We start from the raw sequence: 21,254 nt of genomic DNA on the forward strand, positions 1-21,254 counted from the left end.
CCGCAGTGCACCATATCGGCTAGGGGCGCGCACGATATGGCAGGGCCGAGACGGCCCGCCGCTACGGCATCCTATTGAAAGCACAAATTATGTCCCGCGACCTTCGCAACGTGGCGATCATCGCCCACGTCGACCACGGCAAGACCACGCTCGTCGACCAGCTCTTCCGCCAGTCGGGCACTTTCCGTGAAAACCAGCGTGTCGAAGAGCGCGCGATGGACTCGAACGACCTGGAAAAAGAACGCGGGATCACGATTCTCGCGAAGTGCACCAGCGTCGAATGGAACGGCACGCGCATCAATATCGTCGACACTCCGGGTCACGCCGACTTCGGCGCCGAGGTGGAGCGTATCCTGAGCATGGTCGACGGCGTGATCCTGCTCGTCGACAGCGCCGAAGGCCCGATGCCGCAGACCAAGTTCGTCACCGGCAAGGCGCTCGGCCTCGGCCTGCGTCCGATCGTGGTCGTCAACAAGATCGACCGTAGCGACGCGCGTCCGCAGGAAGTGCTCGACGAAGTGTTCGACCTCTTCGCATCGCTCGATGCGAACGACGACCAGCTCGACTTCCCCAGCCTGTGGGCCTCGGGCCGCGACGGCTATGCCAGCGAAGACGAAACCGCGCGTTCGGGCGATCTGGAACCGCTGTTCAAGCTCATTGTCGACCATGTCCCCGCGCCGGGTCTCGATACCGAAGCACCCTTCAGCTTCCTCGCCACCCTGCTCGACCGCGACAACTTCATGGGCCGCGTCCTGACCGGCCGTGTCCAGTCGGGCACGATCAACCTCAACGACCCGATCCACGCGCTCGACGCGCAGGGCAATGTCCTCGAAGTCGGCCGCGCGACCAAGCTGCTCTCGTTCGACGGCCTCGATCGCGTACCGGTCGAAAGCGCAGCTGCAGGTGACATCATCGCGCTTGCCGGCCTCGAAAAGGCCACTGTTGCGAACACCATCGCCGATCCGAGCGTGAAGACGCCGATCGAAGCGCAGCCGATCGATCCGCCGACCCTCGCGATGCGCTTTGCCGTCAACGACAGCCCGCTCGCGGGCCGCGAAGGCAGCAAGGTCACCAGCCGCATGATCCGCGACCGCCTCTACCGCGAGGCAGAAACCAACGTCGCAATCCGCATCACCGAGAGCGACGACAAGGACAGCTTCGAAGTCGCAGGTCGCGGCGAACTCCAGCTCGGCGTTCTCATCGAAACGATGCGCCGCGAAGGCTTCGAACTCGGTATTTCGCGTCCGCGCGTGCTGTTCCGTGAAGAAAACGGCCAGCGCATGGAGCCGTTCGAGACGGTCGTCATCGACGTCGATGACGAGCACTCGGGCACGGTCGTCGAGAAGATGCAGCGCCGCAAGGCCGAGCTCACCGAAATGCGTCCTTCGGGCCAGGGCAAGACCCGCATCACCTTCTCGGCCCCTTCGCGCGGCCTCATCGGCTACCACGGCGAATTCCTCTCCGACACGCGCGGTACGGGCATCATGAACCGCCTGTTCGAGAAGTACGACACCTATCGCGGACCGATCGAAGGCCGCCAGAACGGCGTTCTCATCTCGATGGTCCCGGGTGAAGCCGTTCCCTACGCGCTCAACGCTCTCGAAGAGCGCGGCGAACTGTTCATCGGCGGCGGCGCGAAAATCTACGAAGGCATGGTGATCGGCGAGAACGCCAAGCCCGACGATCTCGAAGTGAACCCGATGAAGTCGAAGCAGCTGACGAACTTCCGTTCGACCGGCAAGGACGACGCCATCCGCCTCACTCCGCCGCGCGTGATGACGCTGGAACAGGCCATCGCCTACATCGACGACGACGAGATGGTCGAAGTGACGCCGGAGAATATCCGCCTGCGCAAGGCCATCCTCGACCCGCACGAGCGCAAGCGCGCCAAGCGCGCCGCACAGGCCTGATCGACACCAAATCCACGCTCGGGGTTCGCCCCGGGTGCGGAAAACCTGCACCGTCCCGGATGAGAACGCTAACTCGTCGGGAACCCGATCCTGTTTGGCTGGTTAGGCGGACAGGAGGCAGGGAATGCAACGCATCATGATTGTCGACGACGAGGCTCTCGTCCTGTTCGACATGACAATGACAGTCGAGGATCTCGGTTACGAGGTTTTCTGCGACTGCATCAGCGTGCCCGACGCGCTCGAATGCCTGGGTGACGATTGCCCAGATGCAGCCCTTCTCGACATCGATGTCGGTGGCACCATGGTCTGGCCGCTCGCACGCGTCCTCGACCAGCGCGATTGCCCGATCATCTTCGTCAGCGCGAACAAGGCCCACCCCGAGCTTGAGAACGAGTTCAAGCACTGCGGCTTCATCGACAAGCCCGCATCGGCCGAGCAAATCGAAGCGAAGCTGGGCGCTGTCGTCCGGAAAGGCGAAACTGCGCCTAGAGTTGCGGCCAGTCGAGCCTGAAGCTCAGCTTGCGTGAATAGCCTTCGCCTTCGGGCGATCCCTCGATCTCTCCCTTGAGCTGCCGCGCTGCGGTCTGCATCAGGCGCGTGCCGAAACCCGCCTTCGCGTCATCAAGTTCGGCCTGCTGGCCCTGTTCGCGCCAGTCGAGCGTCAGCTTGCCGTCGTCGACCGTCCAGTCGACCTCCAGACTTCCGTCCTTGACCGACAATGCACCGTATTTCGCAGCGTTCGTGGCCCATTCGTGAAGGATAAGCGCGATCGACGTGATCTGACTGTTCGGCACTTCCACGTCTTCGCCTTCCAGCTCTATCGCCTGTTCGGCACGGCTCGGATTGACGACTGTCTCGATCAGGCTGCGCAGCTGCACAGCGCCGGCACCTCCGATCGCGGAATCGTTCGTCAGCGAATGGGAACGGCCGAGCGCATGTATCCGGTCGCGCAGTTCCTCGGCGAACTCGTCGACCTCGTCAGCCTCGCGCGCGGCGATCGAGACCATGGCGCTGATCACCGAGAACAGGTTCTTCACCCGGTGGTTCATCTCACGGATCATCAGCTCACGCTGCTCGAGCAGCGAGCGTTCGGCAGTGATGTCGATCGTCACACCGATGAACTTGTTGTCATTGTCGCCATAGGCGATGCGCTTGCCCAAGCCGTGAAGCCAGCGGTACTCGCCATTTTCGAGCGGTATGCGGAAGCGCTCGTCGAAGTTCCGCGTGCCGTCCATCGCCTGGCGTAGGGACTGGTTGACGCGGTCGCGGTCTGCTTCGGGCAGTGCATCAAGGATCGGCTGCATGGTGTCGCCAGCATCGCTTTCCTTGATGCCAAGAAGCTGACGTTCGGTCTCGTCAAGCACGGTCTTGTCGGTTGACGGTTCGTATTCCCAGATGCCGATCCTTGCGACCTGCAGGGCGAGGCGCAGGCGCTCGCGTTCTTCGCGAAGGTCGCGTTCGAGCGATAGTGCGTCAGTCACATCGGTGAAGATGAGCGTGGCCCCGTCGATCTCGCCGTCGAGCGTGCGATAGGGAATGGCGCGAAGAAAATATTCGCCCTTCCCGTTTTCAGCATTCATCCGCGTTTCCTGCATTTCGCCCTTGGCTGCGGCCTGGCGTGCGAGGCTGATGTGATCGCGCGTGGTGAAATTGTGCGGCAGGTCCTCGAGCGGATAGCCAATGTGCTTTCGCTCGATCGGGAAGAGCTCGGCAGCAGCCTCGGTGAAACTGCGCAATTGCTGGTCATGATCGACCACAACGACGGCAAGCTGGGTACTGTCGAAGAAGTTCTTCAGGTCGGAATTGGCGACAGTGAGCTGGTCGACCTTGTTTTTTAGCTCGTCGTTGACCGTGGTCAGCTCCTCGTTGGTGGACTGGAGCTCCTCGTTCATCGACATCATTTCTTCGTTGGAGCTCTTCAGTTCCTCATTGGTCGTCTCGAGCTCCTCGACCGTAGAACGAAGCCGGTGGCGCGTTGCCTGCAGTTCTTCCTCGAGGAACTGCTGCTGGCCATGCTCCATGTCGAATTCGTCGAACTCGTCCTCGTCGAATGCGCGTAGGGCCCCGGTTTCCTCGATCACGAAGAGGAAAGCGCTATCCTCGATCCGCTCGCAAGAGATGCGCGCCTCTATGACCCCGAAGTCGGTCCGGATTTCGACGCCCTTGACCCCTGCGCGCCGACTGGAAGTAGCCACCTGCCGGATCAGCGGGCCGACAAGCTCGCGAAGACCGGGCCGTGCAAGCGAGGTAACGAGCACCTGTCGCTCCAGGCGGTCGGGGAAATCGAGATAACGACCGGCCGCACCCCACCTTTCCAGCAACTGGCCCTCCCGGTCGACCAGCAGGCTGACCGGGGCATAGCGTTCGGCAATCGTCTTGAGCGCCGAAATCTCCTTGCCGTCCACCCGTGCGCGCGAAGCCGTGGAATCGAGCATGGGCCGCCTGCGCGGGCTGGCAAAGCGGTCTCCGATGCCGAACTGGAGGGAATATTTCCCGCGGGCATTCTTGCGGCGGTAGATGCGCGAATTCTGATCGACGATCTCGAAGAGGTCTTCGTAGCGACCGATGGATTCGGAAGAGCCGAGGAACAGGCGCCCCTTCTCGACAAGCGAGAAGTGAAACAGCGGAATGACCTGCTTCTGAAGAGATTCGTTAAAATAAATCAGGAGGTTGCGGCAGGATACCAGATCGATCTTCGAGAATGGCGGATCGCGCATGACATTGTGAACGCTGAACCGGACCATGTCGCGAATGTTTGCCGAGACGTGGAACTTGTCGCTTCCGCCGATGACGTAACGATCCCGGAGGTCCTGGGGAATGTCCTCCAGCGCCGACAGCGGGTAGGCGCCACCCCTCGCGATATCGAGCATGCCCTCGTCGATATCGGTCGCAAATATCTGCACGTATGGGCGCTTGTTCTGCTTGCGCGCTGCCTCGGCGAACAACATCGCGATCGAAAACGCTTCCTCGCCGCTGGAGCAGCCAGGAACCCAGACGCGCAACTCCTCGTCATCATTGGCCTTTTCGACGAGTGGTTCGATGACTTGCTCGCGCAGCGTTTCGAATTGCTCGCTATCCCGGAAGAACCGCGTCACGTTGATCAGCAGGTCGCGGAATAGGGCTGTGCATTCCTCCTCATCGTCGCGCAGCTTCTGCAGATAGTCCTTGGCATCGTCGAGCCGGAGCAACTGCATGCGCCGGGCGATCCGGCGAGTAAGCGTAGAACGCTTGTAGCGAGAGAAATCGTGCCCGACCGCCTCGCGCAGGATGTCGCAAAGCTCGTCGATATTGTCGGTGACCGTCTTGGCCTCGTCGACGAAGCCCTCGCTGTTGCTCGACCGGTCGAAGAAGTTGTGGAGCGCTCCCACGATTTCACGCGGTGCTGCAACGATATCGACGAGCCCAGTCGCAATCGCGGACGAAGGCATACCGTCATAGCTCGCACTGGTTGGCTCCTGCGCAATACACAGCCCGCCATGCTCCTTGATCGCGCGGAGACCTCGGCTTCCGTCGCCGCCCGTGCCGGAGAGGATCACGCAGGCAGCGTTTGCCTTCTGGTCGCGGGCAAGGCTCTCGAAGAAATCGTCGATCGGGCGGCGCATCCCGCGCGGGTCCTTGAATTCCGTAAGCTCGAGCACGCCATCGCTCATCGCGAGGCCGTGGCCGGGCGGGATAACATAGATATGATCCTGCTCGACCTTCTCGCCGCCGACCGCTTGGGAAACCGCCATTTCGGTGTAGCGCTCGATCAGCTGCGCCATCAGCGATTCATGCGTCGGATCGAGGTGCTGGACGACCACGAAGGCCATCCCTGTCTGCTCTTTCGTGCCGCTGAAGAGCGCACGCAGCGCCTCCAGCCCACCGGCCGAAGCCCCAATCCCGACGATGGGAAAATCCTGACCCGACATTAGTCCCCCGGAACCCCTATTCGAACTTCGATTGCGCTATGATCGAATGGCTCGAGGCGAGCGCCTCGAAGCTGCCAAGGACAACCCAATTGCTCTCGTTTGTCAACAGGTTGAGCTGCCGCAGGTCCTCACTCAGCGCACGGTCGTAAAGCGCGGCCATTTCCTTCATGGCATTTCCCATCCTGAACTGCGACCCGAGGATCAGTTCGGTACGGTCGTTTCGCGTCAACTTGGACATGTAGATGACGTTGAGGAAGGGCTCGCCCTGTTTCGTCACGTTCGGAACGACGAACTTCGCATCGGTCGCGCGGGGATCGTCCAGATATTCGCGCATCCGCTTGCGCACAGGTCCTGCCCCGCCCTCGGGCTGCAGAAAGCGGCAATTCTTTCCGATCACCTCAGCCTCGTCATAGCCGCAAAGGTCGAAGAACTTCTGGTTGGCCGCGACCAGAGGGCAGTCGGGCCGGGTATAGTCGGCGATGGTGAGCGAGACCTCGCTCTTCCCAATCAGCCCCACAAGGCCTTCGGGCAAATTGGCGGTGTCGTCGAAAGCTGCTTTCCCCATGGGCTAGGCGTAAACCCAGGCGAAGGCGTTGAAAAGAGGCTGGGACACTCGCCGGGGTCACACCGGTGGCCAAGGCTGGTTTCATTTGTTACCAGCCCCGCCATGCAAACCGGAACGCTATTTTCACTCGCCTTCTATTTCATCGCCATGATCGCCATCGGCCTCTGGGCCTGGAAGCGGTCGACCGACACGAGCGAGGGCTATCTCCTCGCCGGCCGTAACCTGCCACCGGCAGTCGCGGCACTGTCGGCAGGCGCTTCCGACATGAGCGGCTGGCTGCTCCTCGGCCTGCCCGGCGCGCTCTACGCTGCCGGTCTCGTCGAGGCCTGGATCGGGATCGGCCTGTTCATCGGTGCCTTCGTGAACTGGTTCGTGGTCGCCCCGCGCCTGCGCAAGCAGACCGAGGAACGCGGCAATGCGCTGACAATTCCCGAATTCCTTGCAAATCGCTTTCCCGACAAGGCAGTCGCGCTGCGGGTCGTCTCCGCGCTGATCATCGTCGTGTTTTTCGCGGTCTACACTGCGGCGGGCCTCGTCGGCGGCGGCAAGCTGTTCGAGACGAGCTTTGCGGGCATCCTGCCGGGCGTCGCCATGAGCGACTACATGCTGGGCATCTGGATCACCGCGCTGGTCGTGCTCGCCTACACCATGATCGGCGGCTTCCTCGCGGTGAGCCTCACCGACTTCGTGCAGGGCCTGATCATGGTCCTGGCCCTCGTGGTCATGCCGCTGGTCGTGATGTTCGGCAGCGGCGGCGAAGCCGGCGGTTCGCTGACCGAGGTCGACGTGCCCGGCTTCCTCAGCCTTACCGAGGGGCTGACGCTCCTCGCCTTCATCAGCACGATTTCATGGGGTCTCGGTTATTTCGGCCAGCCGCACATCATCGTGCGCTTCATGGCCATCGATACGGTCGAGAAGGTCAAGACCGCGCGCAATATCGGCATGAGCTGGATGGGCGTCGCCCTTCTCGGTTCGATCGGTATCGGCATCGCGGGCCGCGCCTATGTCGAGCGCAACGGCCTCGTGGTCGAGGACCCGGAGACGATCTTCATCGTGCTCGCGAACCTGCTGTTCCATCCGGTCATCACCGGCTTCCTGCTGGCAGCGCTGCTGGCGGCGATCATGTCGACCATCTCCTCGCAGCTGCTCGTCGCGTCCTCCTCGCTGACCGAGGACTTTTACAAGCTCTTCTTCCGCAAGCAGGCGAGCGAGCGTGAAAGCGTGAACGTGGGCCGTATCTGCGTCGCGCTGGTGGCGCTGGCGGCCATCGCGATCGCCAGCGATCCGGAAAGCCAGGTGCTCGGCCTAGTCTCCAATGCATGGGCTGGTTTTGGCGCAGCATTTGGTCCGCTGATCATCCTCTCGCTGACGTGGGACAGGATGACCGGCGCGGGCGCGGTCGCCGGCCTCATTGCGGGCGCGGGAACTGTCGCTGCATGGATTGCACTGGGCTGGAACAGCCAGATGCCCGGACTTGACGGCGGACTCTACGAGATCGTCCCCGGCTTCATCGTCAGCTGGCTGGCCATCTGGCTGGTCAGCAAGGCGACCGCGAAAGCTTCGGAACCCTTGCCAGCCTGACGCCGAAGCTGCACACCGCTCCTCCAACGCGAGAGGAGACGAGAATGCGAGCGATACTGGCAGGCGTAGCGGCACTGGCACTGGCTGCGACACCTTCGGCGGCGCAGGAAGACACCGAGACGCCCACGGTCGAGCAGCAGATCGGTGCAGGCGGCCGCCCGGTCGGGGCCAACTGGTCCCGCAGCCCGGTCATCGCGCAGAACGGTATGGCTGCAACGGCACATCCGCTGGCCAGCCAGATCGCACTCGATATCCTCAAGGCCGGCGGCAGTGCGGTCGATGCTGCCATCGCCGCAAACGCCGCGCTCGGTCTGATGGAGCCGACCGGCAACGGCATCGGCGGCGATCTTTACGCGATAATCTACGATCCGAAGACCGACAGGCTTTACGGCATCAACGGTTCGGGCCGTTCGCCCAAGGGCCAGACGCTCGAGCAGTTGCTGGAGAAGCTGGACGGCGCGGACAGCCTGCCCCCCGTCGGCCCGCTGCCTATCACCATACCGGGCACGGTCGATGCATGGTTCACCATGCACGGGAAGTTCGGCAAGCTTCCGATGGCTGACAACCTTGCCCCCACCGTGCGCTATGCCCGTGAAGGCCACCCGATCGCACCGGTCATCGGAATGTATCTCGAGCGTAGCCTGCGCGCCTACACCGCGCGGCAGGAGGCCTACCCCTTCGAATTCGACAATGCCCGCAAGGTCTGGTTCGCCGACGGTAGCGCGCCGGAAGCAGGCGAGATGTTCCGCAATCCCGATCTCGCCAACACCCTCGAGGCGATCGGCACTGGCGGTCGCGATGCCTTCTATGACGGCGCGCTGACCGAGGTCATGGTCGACTACCTGCAGGAGCAGGGCAGCGCCTTCACCCGCGAAGACTTCGCCGACCATTCCAGCGACTGGGTCGAACCGGCCTGTGCCGAATACAAGGATGGCTACGAGTTGTGCGAACTGCCGCCCAACGGACAGGGTTTCGCAGCGCTGCAGATGGTCAACATCCTCAAGAACGTCGACCTGTCGCAGTGGGAGCGGGGAAGCGCCGAGGCACTCCACTACATGGTTGAGGCCAAAAGGCTCGCCTATGCCGACGTGGCGCGCTTCTACGCCGATACCGACTTCGCGCCCTTCCCCGAAGAATTGCTGAGCGAGGAATATGGCCGCGAACGCTTCGCGCTGATCGATCCGGCACGCGCCGCGCCCGAATTCGGCCCCGGCGAACCCAAGCTCGAAGGGCCCGGTGACACGACCTACCTCACCGTGGTCGATGGCGACGGGATGATGGTCAGCCTGATCCAGTCGAACTATCGCGGCATGGGTGGCGGGCTCGTCGCGCCGGGCGCCGGTTTCATGTTCCAGGATCGCGGCGAGCTCTTCAGCCTCGATCCCGCGCATCCCAATGCCTACGAGCCGGGCAAGCGCCCCTTCCACACTATCATTCCCGCCTTCGTGAAGAAGGACGGAAAACCCTTCATGACGCTGGGTCTGATGGGCGGCGGCATGCAGCCGCAGGGCCACGTGCAGGTCCTCGTGAACATCGTCGACTACGGAATGAACCTGCAGGAAGCGGGCGATGCCGCGCGCTTCAATCACGATGGCGGCCGCCAGCCGACCGAGGCGCTGGAAGGCCCGGCAGCCGATCCGCTCGGCACGCTCTATGTCGAACCGGGCATTCCGGCTGAAACGATCGAGAAACTGCAGGCGATGGGGCACAAGGTCGAGGTCGTCGACAACGGCATCATGTTCGGCGGCTACCAGGCGATCGCGCGCAACCCCGAGACGGGTGTGCTGACCGGCGCAACCGAGATGCGCAAGGACGGGCAGGCGAGCGGCTACTGAGGAGAAGCGATATGGCGAAGATCACCGGACTGGGTGGCGTATTCTACGTGGTGAAGGACCCCGCGGCGACGCGCGCCTGGTACCGCGACACGCTCGGCATCGACGGCGAATACGGCCCGCAGCTCGACTGGAGCGAGGAGACCGGTGACAAGCCCTATTCGCTCATCAGCCACTTCAAGGACGACGAGTATCTCAAACCCGGAAAGGGCGGCTTCATGATCAACCTGCGGGTCGACGATCTCGACGGTTTCGTAGCGCAGCTCAAGGACAAGGGCGTCGACGTGCTCGACAGCGTCGACGAAGGCTATGGCAAATTCGCTTGGTTGCTCGATCCCGACGGTGTGAAGATCGAGCTGTGGGAACAGGTCGAAGCACCCGAATAGGCTTTCCCACAGTTCGCAAGCGGATCTGGCAGGATAAATTCAGGCTTCGAGTGGTATGATCCCCTCTATGCGCTGGAAACTTCTGATCCTCGCCATCCCGTTTGCGCTCGCTGCCTGTGTCGGCCAGCCGGCAGAACGCGCGACAAATGCGCCTCGACCGGCCGACAATACGGCCGTAACGGCGTCCTTGGAAAAGCCCGAAACCCGGCAGTGCCTCGCCGACCTTGGCGCCACCGGTGCGACCTTCTCGCCTCTGCCCGACCGCTATTACGGCGCCGGATGCAAGACGGTGAATTCGGTCCAGCTCAGCCGTGTAGGCGGCGATATGGGCCAGCTGCAGGTTACCAATCTCAAGAGCGTCGCCTGCCCTCTGGCAAACACGTTTGCATCATGGGCGCGCTTCGGCGTCGATCGGGCGGCACGACAGGTTCTCGGCAGCCCGCTGGCGCGGATCGAGACGATGGGCAGCTACTCCTGCCGCAATGTGGCTGGGACCGGCAGGTTGTCGGCCCACTCGCGCGCGGAGGCTGTCGATGTCGGCGCATTCGTGCTGGCCGACGGACGCCGCATCAGTGTGAAGAACGGCTGGAATGCCTCGAAAGAGGAGCGCGAGTTCCTGCGCGTGATCCATAGCAGCGCCTGCAAGCGCTTCGGAACGGTGCTCGGCCCGGATTACAACGCCGCGCACCACGACCACCTGCATCTTGAACTCGGGAGTGGGTCGTTCTGCAGGTAGGTGGTGCGCGGCGTCACGACGATGGAAGTGCGACCTTCCGGGCCTGGAGGCTAGCCTACTTCGCCGTGAGGATGATTGCCGGTTCTTCGGTCAGGTGAGCTTCGATACGCAGCCGCACCGCTTCGGCTGCATGCGAGGCGCACAGCTTGTTCATCATGTTCGCCCTGTGGATTTCGACCGTACGCGGACTGATCGACAGCTCGCGCGCGATCATCTTGTTGCTGCGCCCTTCGGCGAGCCAGTCGAGCACTTCGCGCTCGCGCGGGGAAAGGGTCGCGATGCGGTTGCGCGCCTCGACGACCTTGCGGCGCGCTCTTACATAAGCATCGGCCTCTTCGCTGATACGTGACACCATCGTCAGGAGTCGATCGTCACGCAGCGGCAAGCGCAGGTAATCGAGCGCCCCCTGCTTGATCGCCTCGACAACCTTGCCGGGACGCGGATCGATCGAGGTGGCAACGAGCGGGATCCAGGCTGCGTGTTGGGCAAGCTCTTCGAGAACCTCGAGGGCGCTGCCCTCCCCCTCGTCGTCACGCGCAAGCACCACCCCGCGCTGGGGCGGTGCGGCGAGCAATTCGGCGGCATCGGAGTAGACTTCGCAATGGAGACCTAGCTCGAAACCCTTTCGCGCCTGTTCCGCACGGGACCGGGATGAGCCATCGACGATATGGAGTACCTGAGCCTGTTGCATGGCCGGAACCATGTCCGCAATCAGCAGCAATACCAATTACGTATCACTACCAATACGACTGTATTCCCAGCAACTTACGGGAACCCCTAGGGGAGATGGCAGGAAATTCGCATCCAAATCGGATCGATTAGTCTTCGCGCTTCAGGAATGCGTAGTCTGGCAACGAATGAAACGCGTTCTTCAGCGCATCACCCCAGCTTGAAGAGATCGCCTGGAAGTAGGGATCTTCGTGCGTGACGCGGTGCTGGTGACCTGCTTCGAAGGTATCGCGCGCGATCACCTGCAGGTCCAGCGGAAGCCCGACCGAGAGGTTGGCCTTCAGCGTCGAATCGAAGCTGACCATCAGCAGCTTGACCCCGTCTTCGAGGCTCATGTGGCGATCATAGCCGCGGATGATGATCGGGCGGCCGTACTTTGTCTCGCCGATCTGGAAGAAGGGCGTATCGAGGCTCGCCTCGATGAAGTTGCCTTCGGGATAGACCATGAAGAGGCGCGGCTCCATGCCCTGGATCTGGCCTGCGACGATGATCGAGGCGGTGAAACGCCCCCTGCCCTTGGCGCCGTTCGCGTCCTGCCGTTCGGAAATGATGCCGCGCATGAGATTTCCGACCTCGGTGGCGACCTGGAACATGGTCGGCGACTTGAGCAGCGCGTTGTCCCGGTTTTCCGGCTCCTTCGTGCGCTCTTCGAGCTGGCTGATGACGGCCTGCGTGGTGGCGAGATTGCCAGCGGTCATTACGGTGATGATGCGATCGCCCGGCACCTGCCAGGTGAACATCTTGCGGAAGACTGAGATATTGTCGACGCCCGAATTGGTGCGGGTATCGCTCATCAGGACAAGCCCCTTGTCGAGCTTCATTCCCACGCAATAGGTCATTGTATTTCTTTCTTTATTGCTGAACTTGCTGCTGTTCTACAGCAACATCGACTTCGAGGTCTTGCGAGCTGTTGCCAAAGCTTATCCCGGTCACAGGCGATGCATCACGGTAGTCGCGACCCGTGGCGACGCGCACATAGCGTTCGTCCGGGCTGATGCCATTGGAAATATCGAACCCGACCCAGCCGAGCCCTTCGACGAAAGCTTCGGCCCAGGCATGCGTCGCTTCCTGTTCGATGCGGTCGTTCATCATGAGGTAGCCGGACACATAGCGCGCGGGCACGTCGAGCGCGCGTGCAGCGCCGATGAAGATATGCGCGTGATCCTGGCAGACACCTTTCTTTGCCGCGAAGCTTTCCTCGCCCGTGGTGTTCCACCCGGTTGAACCGACGCGGTATTCCACCCTGTCGAGCACGCTGCGCGAAAGTTCGTGCAGCATGTCGAGCCGCTCGCCTTCGAAACTTCCGAGATCGCCGACCAGCTTCTTCATGCCAGGACCCGGGCGGGTTAGCCTGGTCTGGGTAAGGAAGCTCCAGAGCGGGAGGTGGCCCGAATGGTGGCCGATCACCCCGGCATGGTCGTGCGTGTCCACCTTGCCGCGGCAAGTGATCGTCACTTCGGTCGCATCGGGTTCGACCGCGACCAGCGTAGTCGTGTTGTGGTGCTGGTCCTCATAAGTCAGCTCCTCGTGCGCATGGTCGTATTCCATCGACCATTCGAGGATTTCCTGGCCTTGCGTTTCCTTCGGCGTCAGGCGCAGCCGCTGGAGGGCGTGTACGACCGGCGTATCGAAGCGGTATCGCGTGGTATGACGGATAGAGAGGCGCATCAGCTCAGGAACCTGTAATCTCGTGCGATGGCTTCGCCAATCGCGGCGTTCGAGGCCATGAATTCGGTCAGGAACTCGTGCAGCCCCTGGTCGAAGATCTCGTCGATCGAAAGATCGGCGATCCTTGTGTCGGCATCGCGCATGAGCGCATTGCTCTCCCCTTCGGTGCCATGCAGGCGGGCGAGCGCGGCGAGATTGTTGCGCAGCTCGGAATGGCAGAAAGCGAGGCTACGCGGGAAGCGATCGTCGAGGATGAGGAACTCGCAGATACCGCGCGCGTCGATCCGGCCCGCATTGAGCCAGCGATAAGCCCTGTCACCCGAAACCGAGCGCAGCACCGTGTCCCACTGGCCTGTATCGAGGCTCGATCCGACGTAGGAAAGCGAGGGGAGCAGGAGGTAATATTTGATGTCGAGAATGCGCGCGATCGAATCCGCGCGCTCGATGAACATGCCGGACTGCGCGAAGTGATAGCCTTCTTCGCGCAGCATGGAGCCGGTGAGCGCGCCGCGTGCCATGGTAGCGGCGCGGCGGATCGTCTTCACTGCATCCAGCACGTGGTTCTCGCCGACGGGTTTCGCCAGCTGGTCGTCGATGATGAGCCAGTTCTCGTTGATCGCTTCCCACAGTTCGCCGCTGATGGCGTTGCGGGCGAGGCGGGCATTCTGGCGCACCAGCTTGTACATGCAGATGATGCTCGCGGGGTTCGCTTTCTCGCGCAGCATGAAGTTCCACGCCTGGTGCCCGGTGTAGCTCGAATGCTTTTGCTCGTAGGCGGCGCGTTGGCCCGAGGTCTCGATCACCGAGCGCCACTCTTCCTCCGCCGTCACGAGATCGCGGGTGAGCGCCATGCGAAGGCCGGCATCGAGCAGGCGCGCAGTGTTTTCAGCCCGCTCGAGATAGCGGAACATCCAGAACAATCCGTTGGCGGTTCTACCCAGCATCAGTCTTTAAGCACCCATGTATCCTTGGTGCCCCCGCCCTGGCTCGAGTTCACCACCAGCGACCCTTCCTTGAGCGCCACCCGCGTCAGGCCGCCCGGGGTAATGTCGATCTTGTCGGGCGAGACCAGCACGAAGGGCCTCAGATCGACATGTCGCGGCGCCAGCCCCTTCTTGGTGAAGATGGGGCAGGTCGAGAGCGAAAGCGTTGGCTGCGCAATGTAATTGGACGGATTGTCGACCAGCTTGGCGCGGAATTCCTCGATCTCCTTCTTGGTCGAGGCGGGCCCGACTAGCATGCCGTAGCCGCCCGACCCGTGGACTTCCTTCACGACCAGCTCGGCAAGATTGTCGAGCACGTATTTGAGGCTTTCCTCGTCCGCGCAGCGCCAGGTCTCGACATTGGGCAGCAGCGGCTTCTCGCCAGTGTAGAATTCAACGATATCGGGCATGAAGGAATAGATCGCCTTGTCGTCGCAAACGCCGGTGCCCGGAGCGTTGGCAATGGTCACCCCGCCAGCACGATAGACGTCCATGATCCCGGGCACGCCGAGCACGCTGTCGGGATTGAAGGTCAGCGGATCGAGGAATTCGTCGTCCACGCGGCGGTAGATGACGTCGATCGCCTTGTACCCGCTGGTCGTACGCATCGCGACGCGGCCATTTACCACGCGCAGGTCGCTACCCTCGACGAGCTCGGCGCCCATCTGGTCGGCAAGGAAAGCGTGTTCGAAATAGGCGGAATTGAAGATACCGGGGGTAAGCACGGCGACGACCGGCTTGTCGCCCGCGCAATCGGGCGCACATGCGGCAAGGCTCTTGGCGAGGCGGCGCGGATAATCCGAAACGCTCTCGACCGGGCAACGCAGGAACAGCTCGGGGAACATCGCCATCATGGTTTCGCGGTTCTCGAGCATGTAGCTCACACCCGAAGGCGTGCGTGCATTGTCCTCGAGCACGAAGAACTCGTCGGGCCCGGTTCGCACGAGATCGATGCCGACGATGTGAGTGTAGACCCCACCGGGCGGCGTGAAGCCGACCATGTTCGGCAGCCAGGCCTCGTTGTTGCGCAACAGGCTTTGCGGGAGGCGCCCTGCGCGGACGATCTCCTGCCGGTGATAGAGGTCGTGCATGAACGCGTTGAGCGCCGATACGCGCTGCTCGATACCGCGCGTCAGCCGCCGCCATTCGCCCGCATCGATGATGCGCGGCACCATGTCGAAGGGGATCAGGCGCTCCTCGGCGTCATCCTCGCCATAGACATTGAAGGTAATGCCGGTTTTCCGGAAATTGGTCTCCGCCTCGCGGTGTTTGCGGCGCAGGAGCTTGTTTTCCTGGTCGTCGAACCACTCGCAATAGTTCGCGTAGGCGGGTCGCACCGAACCGTCAGGCTCGCGCATTTCATCGAAAAAGCCGGCGTCGCCGCTCATAGTCCCCCGAAATTCGATATCGACCTGCAGGTGGCGCAGGAGGCAGCAGGACGCCGCCCTTCACGAGACTAAAGGTTCAGGCGCGGTCCAGTTCCGAAAGAAGCGCAGCAACCGCTTCATTCGTCAACACGAAACCCATGTGGCTGCATCGCAGGGCGATCGCCCGGTCGCGCTCTCCCGCGCGGCCGCAAGCCGACCGCGGATGGACGACGCCATCGCGCGGGCTCCACATGGCCACCGTCTCGACCGGCGGCTTTTCGCTGAGGACGGTATCGATCTCCGGCTCGTCGACGCGGTGACCGGCAATTGCCTGGTAGGCGCGCCAGCCGTTGTTCGCGCGCGGGCTGCCCGAGAAGGGTGAGCCGAGCGTGACGACCTTCTCGATCTTGTCGGGATGGCGCTTCGCCAGTTCGCGCGCCATGACGCCGCCCAGGCTCCAGCCGATAAGGACGATCTGCTCGCCGCGACGCTGGTAAAGGTCGAGCAGCCGCTCTTCCGTCTTGGCAAAACGGTCAGCGGTCGCGCCGAGATTGACGCCCATGCCCCAGCTTTTCGCCGTGTGACCGGCTTTCTCGAGCTGCTTCGCCATCCAGCGCATACGCACGGGGTGAGCCCCGAAACCGGGGAGAAGCATGATCCGTTTGGGCGAGCGCGCAGGCGTCACTTCAAGCGAAGAGAACCGGCGCTTCACAGGTTCGAGCGGCCAGAGGAATTCGCGCAGCAGCAACAGTGCGCGCGGGCCGCGCGCATCGTCCGGGCAGGGTTCGGAGGCCAGCGCCAACCGGCGGCTCCACTCCTGTCGGGTTTCTTGGAACGGTAATGTTGCCATCGTCGTGCAATAATGCGCCGACGCGATGACAGGTTCCTGAATGAGCCACGCGCACCCCCGTTGCGCCCTTGCCGTGCGTTCCCCATATGTGCGCGCATGGCAGAACTCGTAATCAGGCGCGGCCTCGAAGAACCCGACACCACTGGCGAGTTTGTTCCCCACAAACCCGCGCGTCCGGAAAAGTCGATGGGCGGGCGGCCGTTCAAGCTCGTCAGCGATTATACGCCCTCCGGCGACCAGCCGACCGCGATCGCCGAACTTGTGGGTTCGGCGCGCGAGGACGAGCAGACGCAGGTCCTCCTCGGCGTGACCGGTTCGGGCAAGACCTTCACGATGGCCAAGGTCATCGAGGAACTGCAGCGCCCTGCCCTGATCCTCGCGCCGAACAAGATTCTCGCCGCGCAGCTCTATGGCGAGTTCAAGAGCTTCTTTCCGGAGAACGCGGTCGAGTATTTCGTGAGCTATTACGACTACTACCAGCCCGAAGCCTACGTGCCGCGGTCTGACACCTACATCGAGAAGGAAAGCTCGGTGAACGAGGCGATCGACCGGATGCGCCACTCGGCCACGCGCGCGCTGCTCGAAAGGGACGATGTCATCATCGTCGCCTCGGTTTCGTGTCTCTACGGTATCGGATCGGTCGAGACCTATTCGGCGATGATCTTCGACATCAAGAAGGACGATGTCGTCGACCAGCGCGAGCTGATCCGCAAGCTCGTTGCCCTTCAGTACAAGCGTAACGATGCCGCCTTTGCGCGCGGCAATTTCCGCGTGCGCGGCGACAACCTCGAAATCTTCCCATCGCACTATGAGGACATGGCCTGGCGGGTGAGCTTCTTCGGTGACGAGATCGAGGAAATCAGTGAGTTCGACCCGCTCACCGGCAAGAAGGGCGCGAGCCTCGACAAGGTGCGGATCTATGCGAATTCGCACTACGTCACGCCCGGCCCGACGATGAAGCAGGCGAGCGAAGCCATCAAGTTCGAGCTGCAGGAGCGCCTGAAGGAACTGCACGAAGAAGGTCGCCTGCTCGAAGCGCAGCGATTGGAGCAGCGCACCAATTTCGACCTCGAGATGATTGCCGCCACCGGCTCTTGCGCAGGCATCGAGAACTACAGCCGCTTCCTGACCGGTCGCCTGCCCGGTGAACCGCCGCCCACGCTTTTCGAGTACCTGCCGGAAAATGCGCTGCTCTTCGTCGATGAAAGCCACCAGACCGTGCCGCAGATCGGCGCGATGGCGCGCGGGGACCACCGCCGCAAGCTGACGCTCGCCGAATACGGTTTCCGCCTCCCCTCCTGTATCGACAACCGCCCGCTTCGCTTCAACGAGTGGGACGCGATGCGCCCGCAGACCTTCTGCGTCTCAGCCACCCCTGGCCCGTGGGAGATGGAACAGACCGGCGGCGTCTTCGCCGAACAGGTCATCCGCCCCACTGGCCTCATCGACCCTCCGGTCGAGATCAAACCGGTGGAGGACCAGGTCCAGGACTGCATCGAAGAATGCAAAAAGACCGCCGCCAAGGGCTATCGCACGCTGGTCACCACGCTGACCAAGCGGATGGCGGAAGACCTCACCGAATTCATGCACGAGGCGGGTGTGAGGGTGCGCTACATGCACTCCGATGTGGAAACACTCGAACGCATCGAGCTGATCCGCGACCTGCGTCTCGGCGTTTACGACGTGCTGGTGGGCATCAACCTGCTGCGCGAAGGTCTCGATATTCCCGAATGCGGCCTCGTCTGCATCCTCGACGCCGACAAGGAAGGTTTCCTGCGCAGCGAGACCAGTCTCGTCCAGACCATCGGCCGCGCCGCGCGCAACGTCGAAGGTCGCGTGATCCTCTATGCCGACCGGGTCACCGGTTCGATGGAACGCGCAATCGCGGAAACCGACCGCCGCCGCGAGAAGCAAAAGGCCTACAACGAAGAACACGGCATCACGCCCAAGACGATCAAGCGCAACATCGCCGATATCGTCGCGCATACTGCCGCACAGGACGGGGTCACCGTCGATACGGGCGACGACGAGCGCAACAACCTCGTCGGCCACAACCTGCGCGCCTACATCGAGGACCTCGAGAAACGCATGCGCGCCGCTGCCGCCGATCTCGAATTCGAGGAAGCAGGCCGCCTGCGCGACGAAATCCGCCGTCTCGAAAACGACGAGCTCGGCCTTGGCGACGAGGAGAAGAAGGCACCGCGCGTCGGCCGGAGCGATGCGGGCCGTCCCGGCACGCGCAAGACCCGCTATGGCAAGACGCGCTACAAACGAATGGGCGGCAAGCCCTGATACTTCGACCAGCGCACCCGTTCACTCGATCAGCGTAGAGCCGAGGGGTTCTCTCCAGCGCACGCGGCGTCCAAGTTGCGTCGCGCACACGGCAAGGGGAGAAACCATGAAGCCGCACCTGATCCTGAGTACCGCATTGGCCTTTTCACTTGCGGCCTGCTCGCAGCCAGCCACCGACGATCCAGTGGAGACCCCTGCCGACACAACCGTCTCGGCATCAACCCTCGACGCGGCAGTCGCCAATGAAGCGCGCCCGGAGAGCGCCCGGGAACTCGATGCCAACCGCAAGCCCGCCGAAGTGCTCGCCTTCTTCGGCCTCGAGGATGGCGACGATGCCGTCGATGTGATTTCGGGTGGCGGGTACTGGGCGGAAATCCTGGTGCGCGCAGTCGGCGAGAACGGCAGCGTAACCGCGCTCGAGCCCGAGCAATTCTACGATGAGGAAGCCTGGAGCGCGCTCTCGGAACGCGAGCCGCGCATCGCGGTCGAGCGATATCCGTTCGAGAGCTTCACGCCCGGACCGGACCGGTTCGACTTCGCGATCATGAACCTCAACTACCACGACGTGTACTGGGAATCGGAACAGTTCGGCGTGCCCCGCTCCGAACCGCAGGAGTTCCTCGCACAGCTCTTTGCCGCGATGAAACCCGGCGGGGTTGTCGGTGTGATCGACCATGCGGGCAAGGAAGGCGATACCCGCGCGATCGTTGACGAGACGCACCGCATCGCCCCCTCGGTCGTACGGACCGATTTCGAAGCGGCCGGCTTCGTGCTGGAAGATGCCAGCAGCATGCTCGCCAATCCCGATGACGACTACGACACGAGCGTCTTCGATCCGGCAATCCGCGGCAAGACCGACCGCTTCATGATGAAGTTCGTGAAGCCGGCCGAATAGCCGGGAATTTACGCGGGGCTGCTGCTTTGCCATAGCGTCAGCATGACTACGCGCCTGCTAGCCGCCGCAGCGGCCCTCGCCCTTTCCGCTCCCCTCGCCGCCCAGGAGAAGCCTGATACCGCCTCGGCGGCTTCGGCGGCCATCGAGGCGCAGGTAAGGACGCGCGACCTTTCCGGCACCTTCGGCGGCCAGCGCATCAATTACCGCGCGACCGTGCGCGAGACGATCCTCGAAGGGGACGACGGCACGCAGGAAGCCGTCATCGTGACCACCAGCTATGTGAGGAACCCGCGCGATACATCGCGGCCCGTATTCTTCATCTACAACGGCGGCCCGGGCTCGGGCTCGGTCTGGCTGCAGATGGGCGCATGGGGTCCCAAGCGCGTTGGCATTCCCTCAGACGCACGCGACGACGGTGCGCCGCCCTATCCGCTGCTCGACAATCCCGACAGCCTGCTCGACGTCGCCGACCTCGTCTTCATCGATCCGCCGGGCACGGGCTTCAGCTATCTCACCAAGGGCACGGACCCTGAGAAATATTATGGCCTCAGGCAGGATGCGCGCGCCGTTGCGCAAGTCATCCGGCGCTGGATCAACGATAATGGCCGCTGGAACAGCCCCAAGTATCTCGGCGGCGAAAGCTACGGCACCACCCGCACCGCAATGGTGGTGGACGAGCTCGAAGGCAGCACCTTCAACGACGTCGGGCTGAACGGTCTCATCCTCGTCTCGACGATCCTCGATTTCGCCGGTCGCGAGCCGACGCCGGGCAATGAGATGGCCTATATCGTCACCCTGCCCAACATGGCGGCAGCGGCCTACTACCACGGCAAGGTCCAGGCTTCCTCGGTCGAGGCCATCGCCGAGGAAGCGCGCCAGTTCGCCATCGGACCTTACGCGACCGCGCTGCTCAAGGGGCAGGACCTGCCCGCTGCCGAGCGTGTCGCGGTACGCGCTGAACTGGCGAGGTTGACTGGGCTTTCCGAGACATATCTCGACCAGGCGAACCTGCGGGTGACCAGCCAGCGGTTCTACAAGGAGCTGCTGCGCGACCGGGGCCTCACCATCGGACGCCTCGATGCACGCTACACGGGCCGCGATTATGACAATGCGGGCGAGACACCTGACAACGACCCCAGCTTTTACGGCATCGATGCAGGCTATACCGCGGCGGTGAACCAGTGGCTGCGCGAAGGCCTCGGCTTCGAGACGGACAGGGAATACCAGTCGATCGGGCGCGAGCCGGGACGCTATTGGGACTGGTCGCTGGGCCAAGGCTGGGGCCGCAACGCCTATCTCAACGTCGCTCCGCTCATCGGCAAGGCGATGCGCGAGAATTCTCAGCTGCGCCTGTTCAACGCGCAGGGCTGGTACGACTTCGCGACGCCGTTCTTCGGTGCGGAATACTCGCTCAACCGCTTCGGCATCCCGCAGGACCGCCTGACGTTCAAATATTACGACGCGGGCCACATGATGTACGTACGTGACGAGGACCGGGCAAAACTCACCTCAGACCTGCGCGAATTCATCCGCGCGCGTTGACCGGAGCCGC

17 protein-coding genes are annotated in these 21,254 nt (G+C 62.8%); 9 read left to right on the forward strand and 8 right to left on the reverse strand.

Annotated elements, in window-relative coordinates:
• Nucleotides 1-89: 89 nt before the first annotated feature.
• Nucleotides 90-1,910, forward strand: coding sequence for a translational GTPase TypA (gene typA, locus K3163_RS10525; RefSeq protein WP_221427947.1), 1,821 nt, complete (start codon nt 90-92; stop codon nt 1,908-1,910).
• Nucleotides 1,911-2,034: 124 nt separating this feature from the next.
• Nucleotides 2,035-2,421 carry a response regulator gene (locus tag K3163_RS10530; RefSeq protein ID WP_221427946.1) on the forward strand — a complete coding sequence of 129 codons (387 nt, stop codon included), beginning with the start codon at nt 2,035-2,037 and terminating at the stop codon, nt 2,419-2,421.
• Here the strand turns inward: K3163_RS10530 and K3163_RS10535 are convergent.
• Both K3163_RS10535 and K3163_RS10540 read right to left on the reverse strand, forming a co-directional pair.
• Entirely contained in the window at nt 2,396-5,818 is a 3,423-nt protein-coding gene (locus K3163_RS10535; protein ID WP_221554183.1) for a CheR family methyltransferase, read from the reverse strand. The two genes, K3163_RS10530 and K3163_RS10535, sit on opposite strands and share 26 nt — an antisense overlap.
• A gap of 16 nt (nt 5,819-5,834) precedes the next feature.
• A complete protein-coding gene (locus K3163_RS10540) occupies nt 5,835-6,383 on the reverse strand; it encodes a PAS domain-containing protein (protein WP_221427944.1) in 549 nt (182 codons plus the stop codon).
• A gap of 102 nt (nt 6,384-6,485) precedes the next feature.
• Between K3163_RS10540 and putP the strand changes: the two genes are divergently transcribed.
• The 4 genes from putP to K3163_RS10560 all read left to right on the forward strand — a co-directional run bounded on the left by putP (nt 6,486) and on the right by K3163_RS10560 (nt 10,918).
• A complete protein-coding gene (gene putP, locus K3163_RS10545) occupies nt 6,486-7,964 on the forward strand; it encodes a sodium/proline symporter PutP (protein ID WP_221554184.1) in 1,479 nt (492 codons plus the stop codon).
• Between the two features lie 44 nt (nt 7,965-8,008).
• Nucleotides 8,009-9,799: a gamma-glutamyltransferase gene (gene ggt / locus K3163_RS10550; RefSeq protein WP_221554185.1), complete on the forward strand. Its 1,791-nt coding sequence runs from the start codon at nt 8,009-8,011 to the stop codon at nt 9,797-9,799.
• An 11-nt stretch (nt 9,800-9,810) separates the two neighbouring features.
• A complete protein-coding gene (locus K3163_RS10555) occupies nt 9,811-10,182 on the forward strand; it encodes a VOC family protein (RefSeq protein ID WP_221427941.1) in 372 nt (123 codons plus the stop codon).
• A gap of 67 nt (nt 10,183-10,249) precedes the next feature.
• On the forward strand, nt 10,250-10,918 hold the full coding sequence (locus K3163_RS10560; RefSeq protein ID WP_221554186.1) for an extensin family protein: 669 nt from the start codon (nt 10,250-10,252) through the stop codon (nt 10,916-10,918).
• A 55-nt stretch (nt 10,919-10,973) separates the two neighbouring features.
• On the opposite strand, the gene K3163_RS10565 is transcribed toward K3163_RS10560, so the two are convergent.
• The 6 genes from K3163_RS10565 to K3163_RS10590 form a co-directional block, all read right to left on the reverse strand.
• Nucleotides 10,974-11,609 (reverse strand): response regulator transcription factor, encoded by a 636-nt coding sequence (locus K3163_RS10565; protein ID WP_221427939.1) that lies wholly within the window; start codon nt 11,607-11,609, stop codon nt 10,974-10,976.
• Nucleotides 11,610-11,736: 127 nt separating this feature from the next.
• On the reverse strand, nt 11,737-12,486 hold the full coding sequence (locus tag K3163_RS10570; protein WP_221427938.1) for a proteasome-type protease: 750 nt from the start codon (nt 12,484-12,486) through the stop codon (nt 11,737-11,739).
• A gap of 13 nt (nt 12,487-12,499) precedes the next feature.
• On the reverse strand, nt 12,500-13,315 hold the full coding sequence (locus K3163_RS10575; protein WP_221554187.1) for a transglutaminase family protein: 816 nt from the start codon (nt 13,313-13,315) through the stop codon (nt 12,500-12,502).
• The gene (locus tag K3163_RS10580; protein WP_221554188.1) at nt 13,315-14,259 is read right to left on the reverse strand and encodes an alpha-E domain-containing protein; all 945 of its coding nucleotides are present in this window, start codon (nt 14,257-14,259) and stop codon (nt 13,315-13,317) included. Before K3163_RS10580 ends, K3163_RS10575 begins: the two co-directional genes overlap by 1 nt.
• On the reverse strand, nt 14,259-15,686 hold the full coding sequence (locus K3163_RS10585; protein ID WP_221554189.1) for a circularly permuted type 2 ATP-grasp protein: 1,428 nt from the start codon (nt 15,684-15,686) through the stop codon (nt 14,259-14,261). Before K3163_RS10585 ends, K3163_RS10580 begins: the two co-directional genes overlap by 1 nt.
• A 76-nt stretch (nt 15,687-15,762) precedes the next feature.
• A complete protein-coding gene (locus K3163_RS10590; protein WP_247710084.1) occupies nt 15,763-16,467 on the reverse strand; it encodes an alpha/beta hydrolase family protein in 705 nt (234 codons plus the stop codon).
• 144 nt (nt 16,468-16,611) lie between these two features.
• On the opposite strand from K3163_RS10590, the gene uvrB reads away from it, so the two are divergent.
• From uvrB to K3163_RS10605, 3 genes are all read left to right on the forward strand, one after another.
• Entirely contained in the window at nt 16,612-18,807 is a 2,196-nt protein-coding gene (gene uvrB, locus K3163_RS10595; protein WP_221554190.1) for an excinuclease ABC subunit UvrB, read from the forward strand.
• 106 nt (nt 18,808-18,913) lie between these two features.
• On the forward strand, nt 18,914-19,702 hold the full coding sequence (locus K3163_RS10600; protein ID WP_247712657.1) for a class I SAM-dependent methyltransferase: 789 nt from the start codon (nt 18,914-18,916) through the stop codon (nt 19,700-19,702).
• A 42-nt stretch (nt 19,703-19,744) separates the two neighbouring features.
• Nucleotides 19,745-21,244, forward strand: a complete 1,500-nt coding sequence (locus K3163_RS10605) for a S10 family peptidase (protein WP_221554191.1) — start codon at nt 19,745-19,747, stop codon at nt 21,242-21,244.
• The last annotated feature ends 10 nt before the right edge of the window (nt 21,245-21,254 follow it).

Origin of the sequence: Qipengyuania xiapuensis (assembly GCF_019711395.1) — a bacterium.
GTDB lineage: Bacteria > Pseudomonadota > Alphaproteobacteria > Sphingomonadales > Sphingomonadaceae > Qipengyuania > Qipengyuania xiapuensis.

Excerpts from the sequence above, each read along its gene's own strand:
- typA (WP_221427947.1), top strand. The coding sequence starts at position 90 with ATGTCCCGCGACCTTCGCAACGTGGCGATCATCGCCCACGTCGACCAC.
- K3163_RS10530 (WP_221427946.1), top strand. The coding sequence starts at position 2,035 with ATGCAACGCATCATGATTGTCGACGACGAGGCTCTCGTCCTGTTCGAC.
- K3163_RS10535 (WP_221554183.1), bottom strand. The coding sequence starts at position 5,818 with ATGTCGGGTCAGGATTTTCCCATCGTCGGGATTGGGGCTTCGGCCGGT.
- K3163_RS10540 (WP_221427944.1), bottom strand. The coding sequence starts at position 6,383 with ATGGGGAAAGCAGCTTTCGACGACACCGCCAATTTGCCCGAAGGCCTT.
- putP (WP_221554184.1), top strand. The coding sequence starts at position 6,486 with ATGCAAACCGGAACGCTATTTTCACTCGCCTTCTATTTCATCGCCATG.
- ggt (WP_221554185.1), top strand. The coding sequence starts at position 8,009 with ATGCGAGCGATACTGGCAGGCGTAGCGGCACTGGCACTGGCTGCGACA.
- K3163_RS10555 (WP_221427941.1), top strand. The coding sequence starts at position 9,811 with ATGGCGAAGATCACCGGACTGGGTGGCGTATTCTACGTGGTGAAGGAC.
- K3163_RS10560 (WP_221554186.1), top strand. The coding sequence starts at position 10,250 with ATGCGCTGGAAACTTCTGATCCTCGCCATCCCGTTTGCGCTCGCTGCC.
- K3163_RS10565 (WP_221427939.1), bottom strand. The coding sequence starts at position 11,609 with ATGCAACAGGCTCAGGTACTCCATATCGTCGATGGCTCATCCCGGTCC.
- K3163_RS10570 (WP_221427938.1), bottom strand. The coding sequence starts at position 12,486 with ATGACCTATTGCGTGGGAATGAAGCTCGACAAGGGGCTTGTCCTGATG.
- K3163_RS10575 (WP_221554187.1), bottom strand. The coding sequence starts at position 13,315 with ATGCGCCTCTCTATCCGTCATACCACGCGATACCGCTTCGATACGCCG.
- K3163_RS10580 (WP_221554188.1), bottom strand. The coding sequence starts at position 14,259 with ATGCTGGGTAGAACCGCCAACGGATTGTTCTGGATGTTCCGCTATCTC.
- K3163_RS10585 (WP_221554189.1), bottom strand. The coding sequence starts at position 15,686 with ATGAGCGGCGACGCCGGCTTTTTCGATGAAATGCGCGAGCCTGACGGT.
- uvrB (WP_221554190.1), top strand. The coding sequence starts at position 16,612 with ATGGCAGAACTCGTAATCAGGCGCGGCCTCGAAGAACCCGACACCACT.
- K3163_RS10600 (WP_247712657.1), top strand. The coding sequence starts at position 18,914 with ATGAAGCCGCACCTGATCCTGAGTACCGCATTGGCCTTTTCACTTGCG.
- K3163_RS10605 (WP_221554191.1), top strand. The coding sequence starts at position 19,745 with ATGACTACGCGCCTGCTAGCCGCCGCAGCGGCCCTCGCCCTTTCCGCT.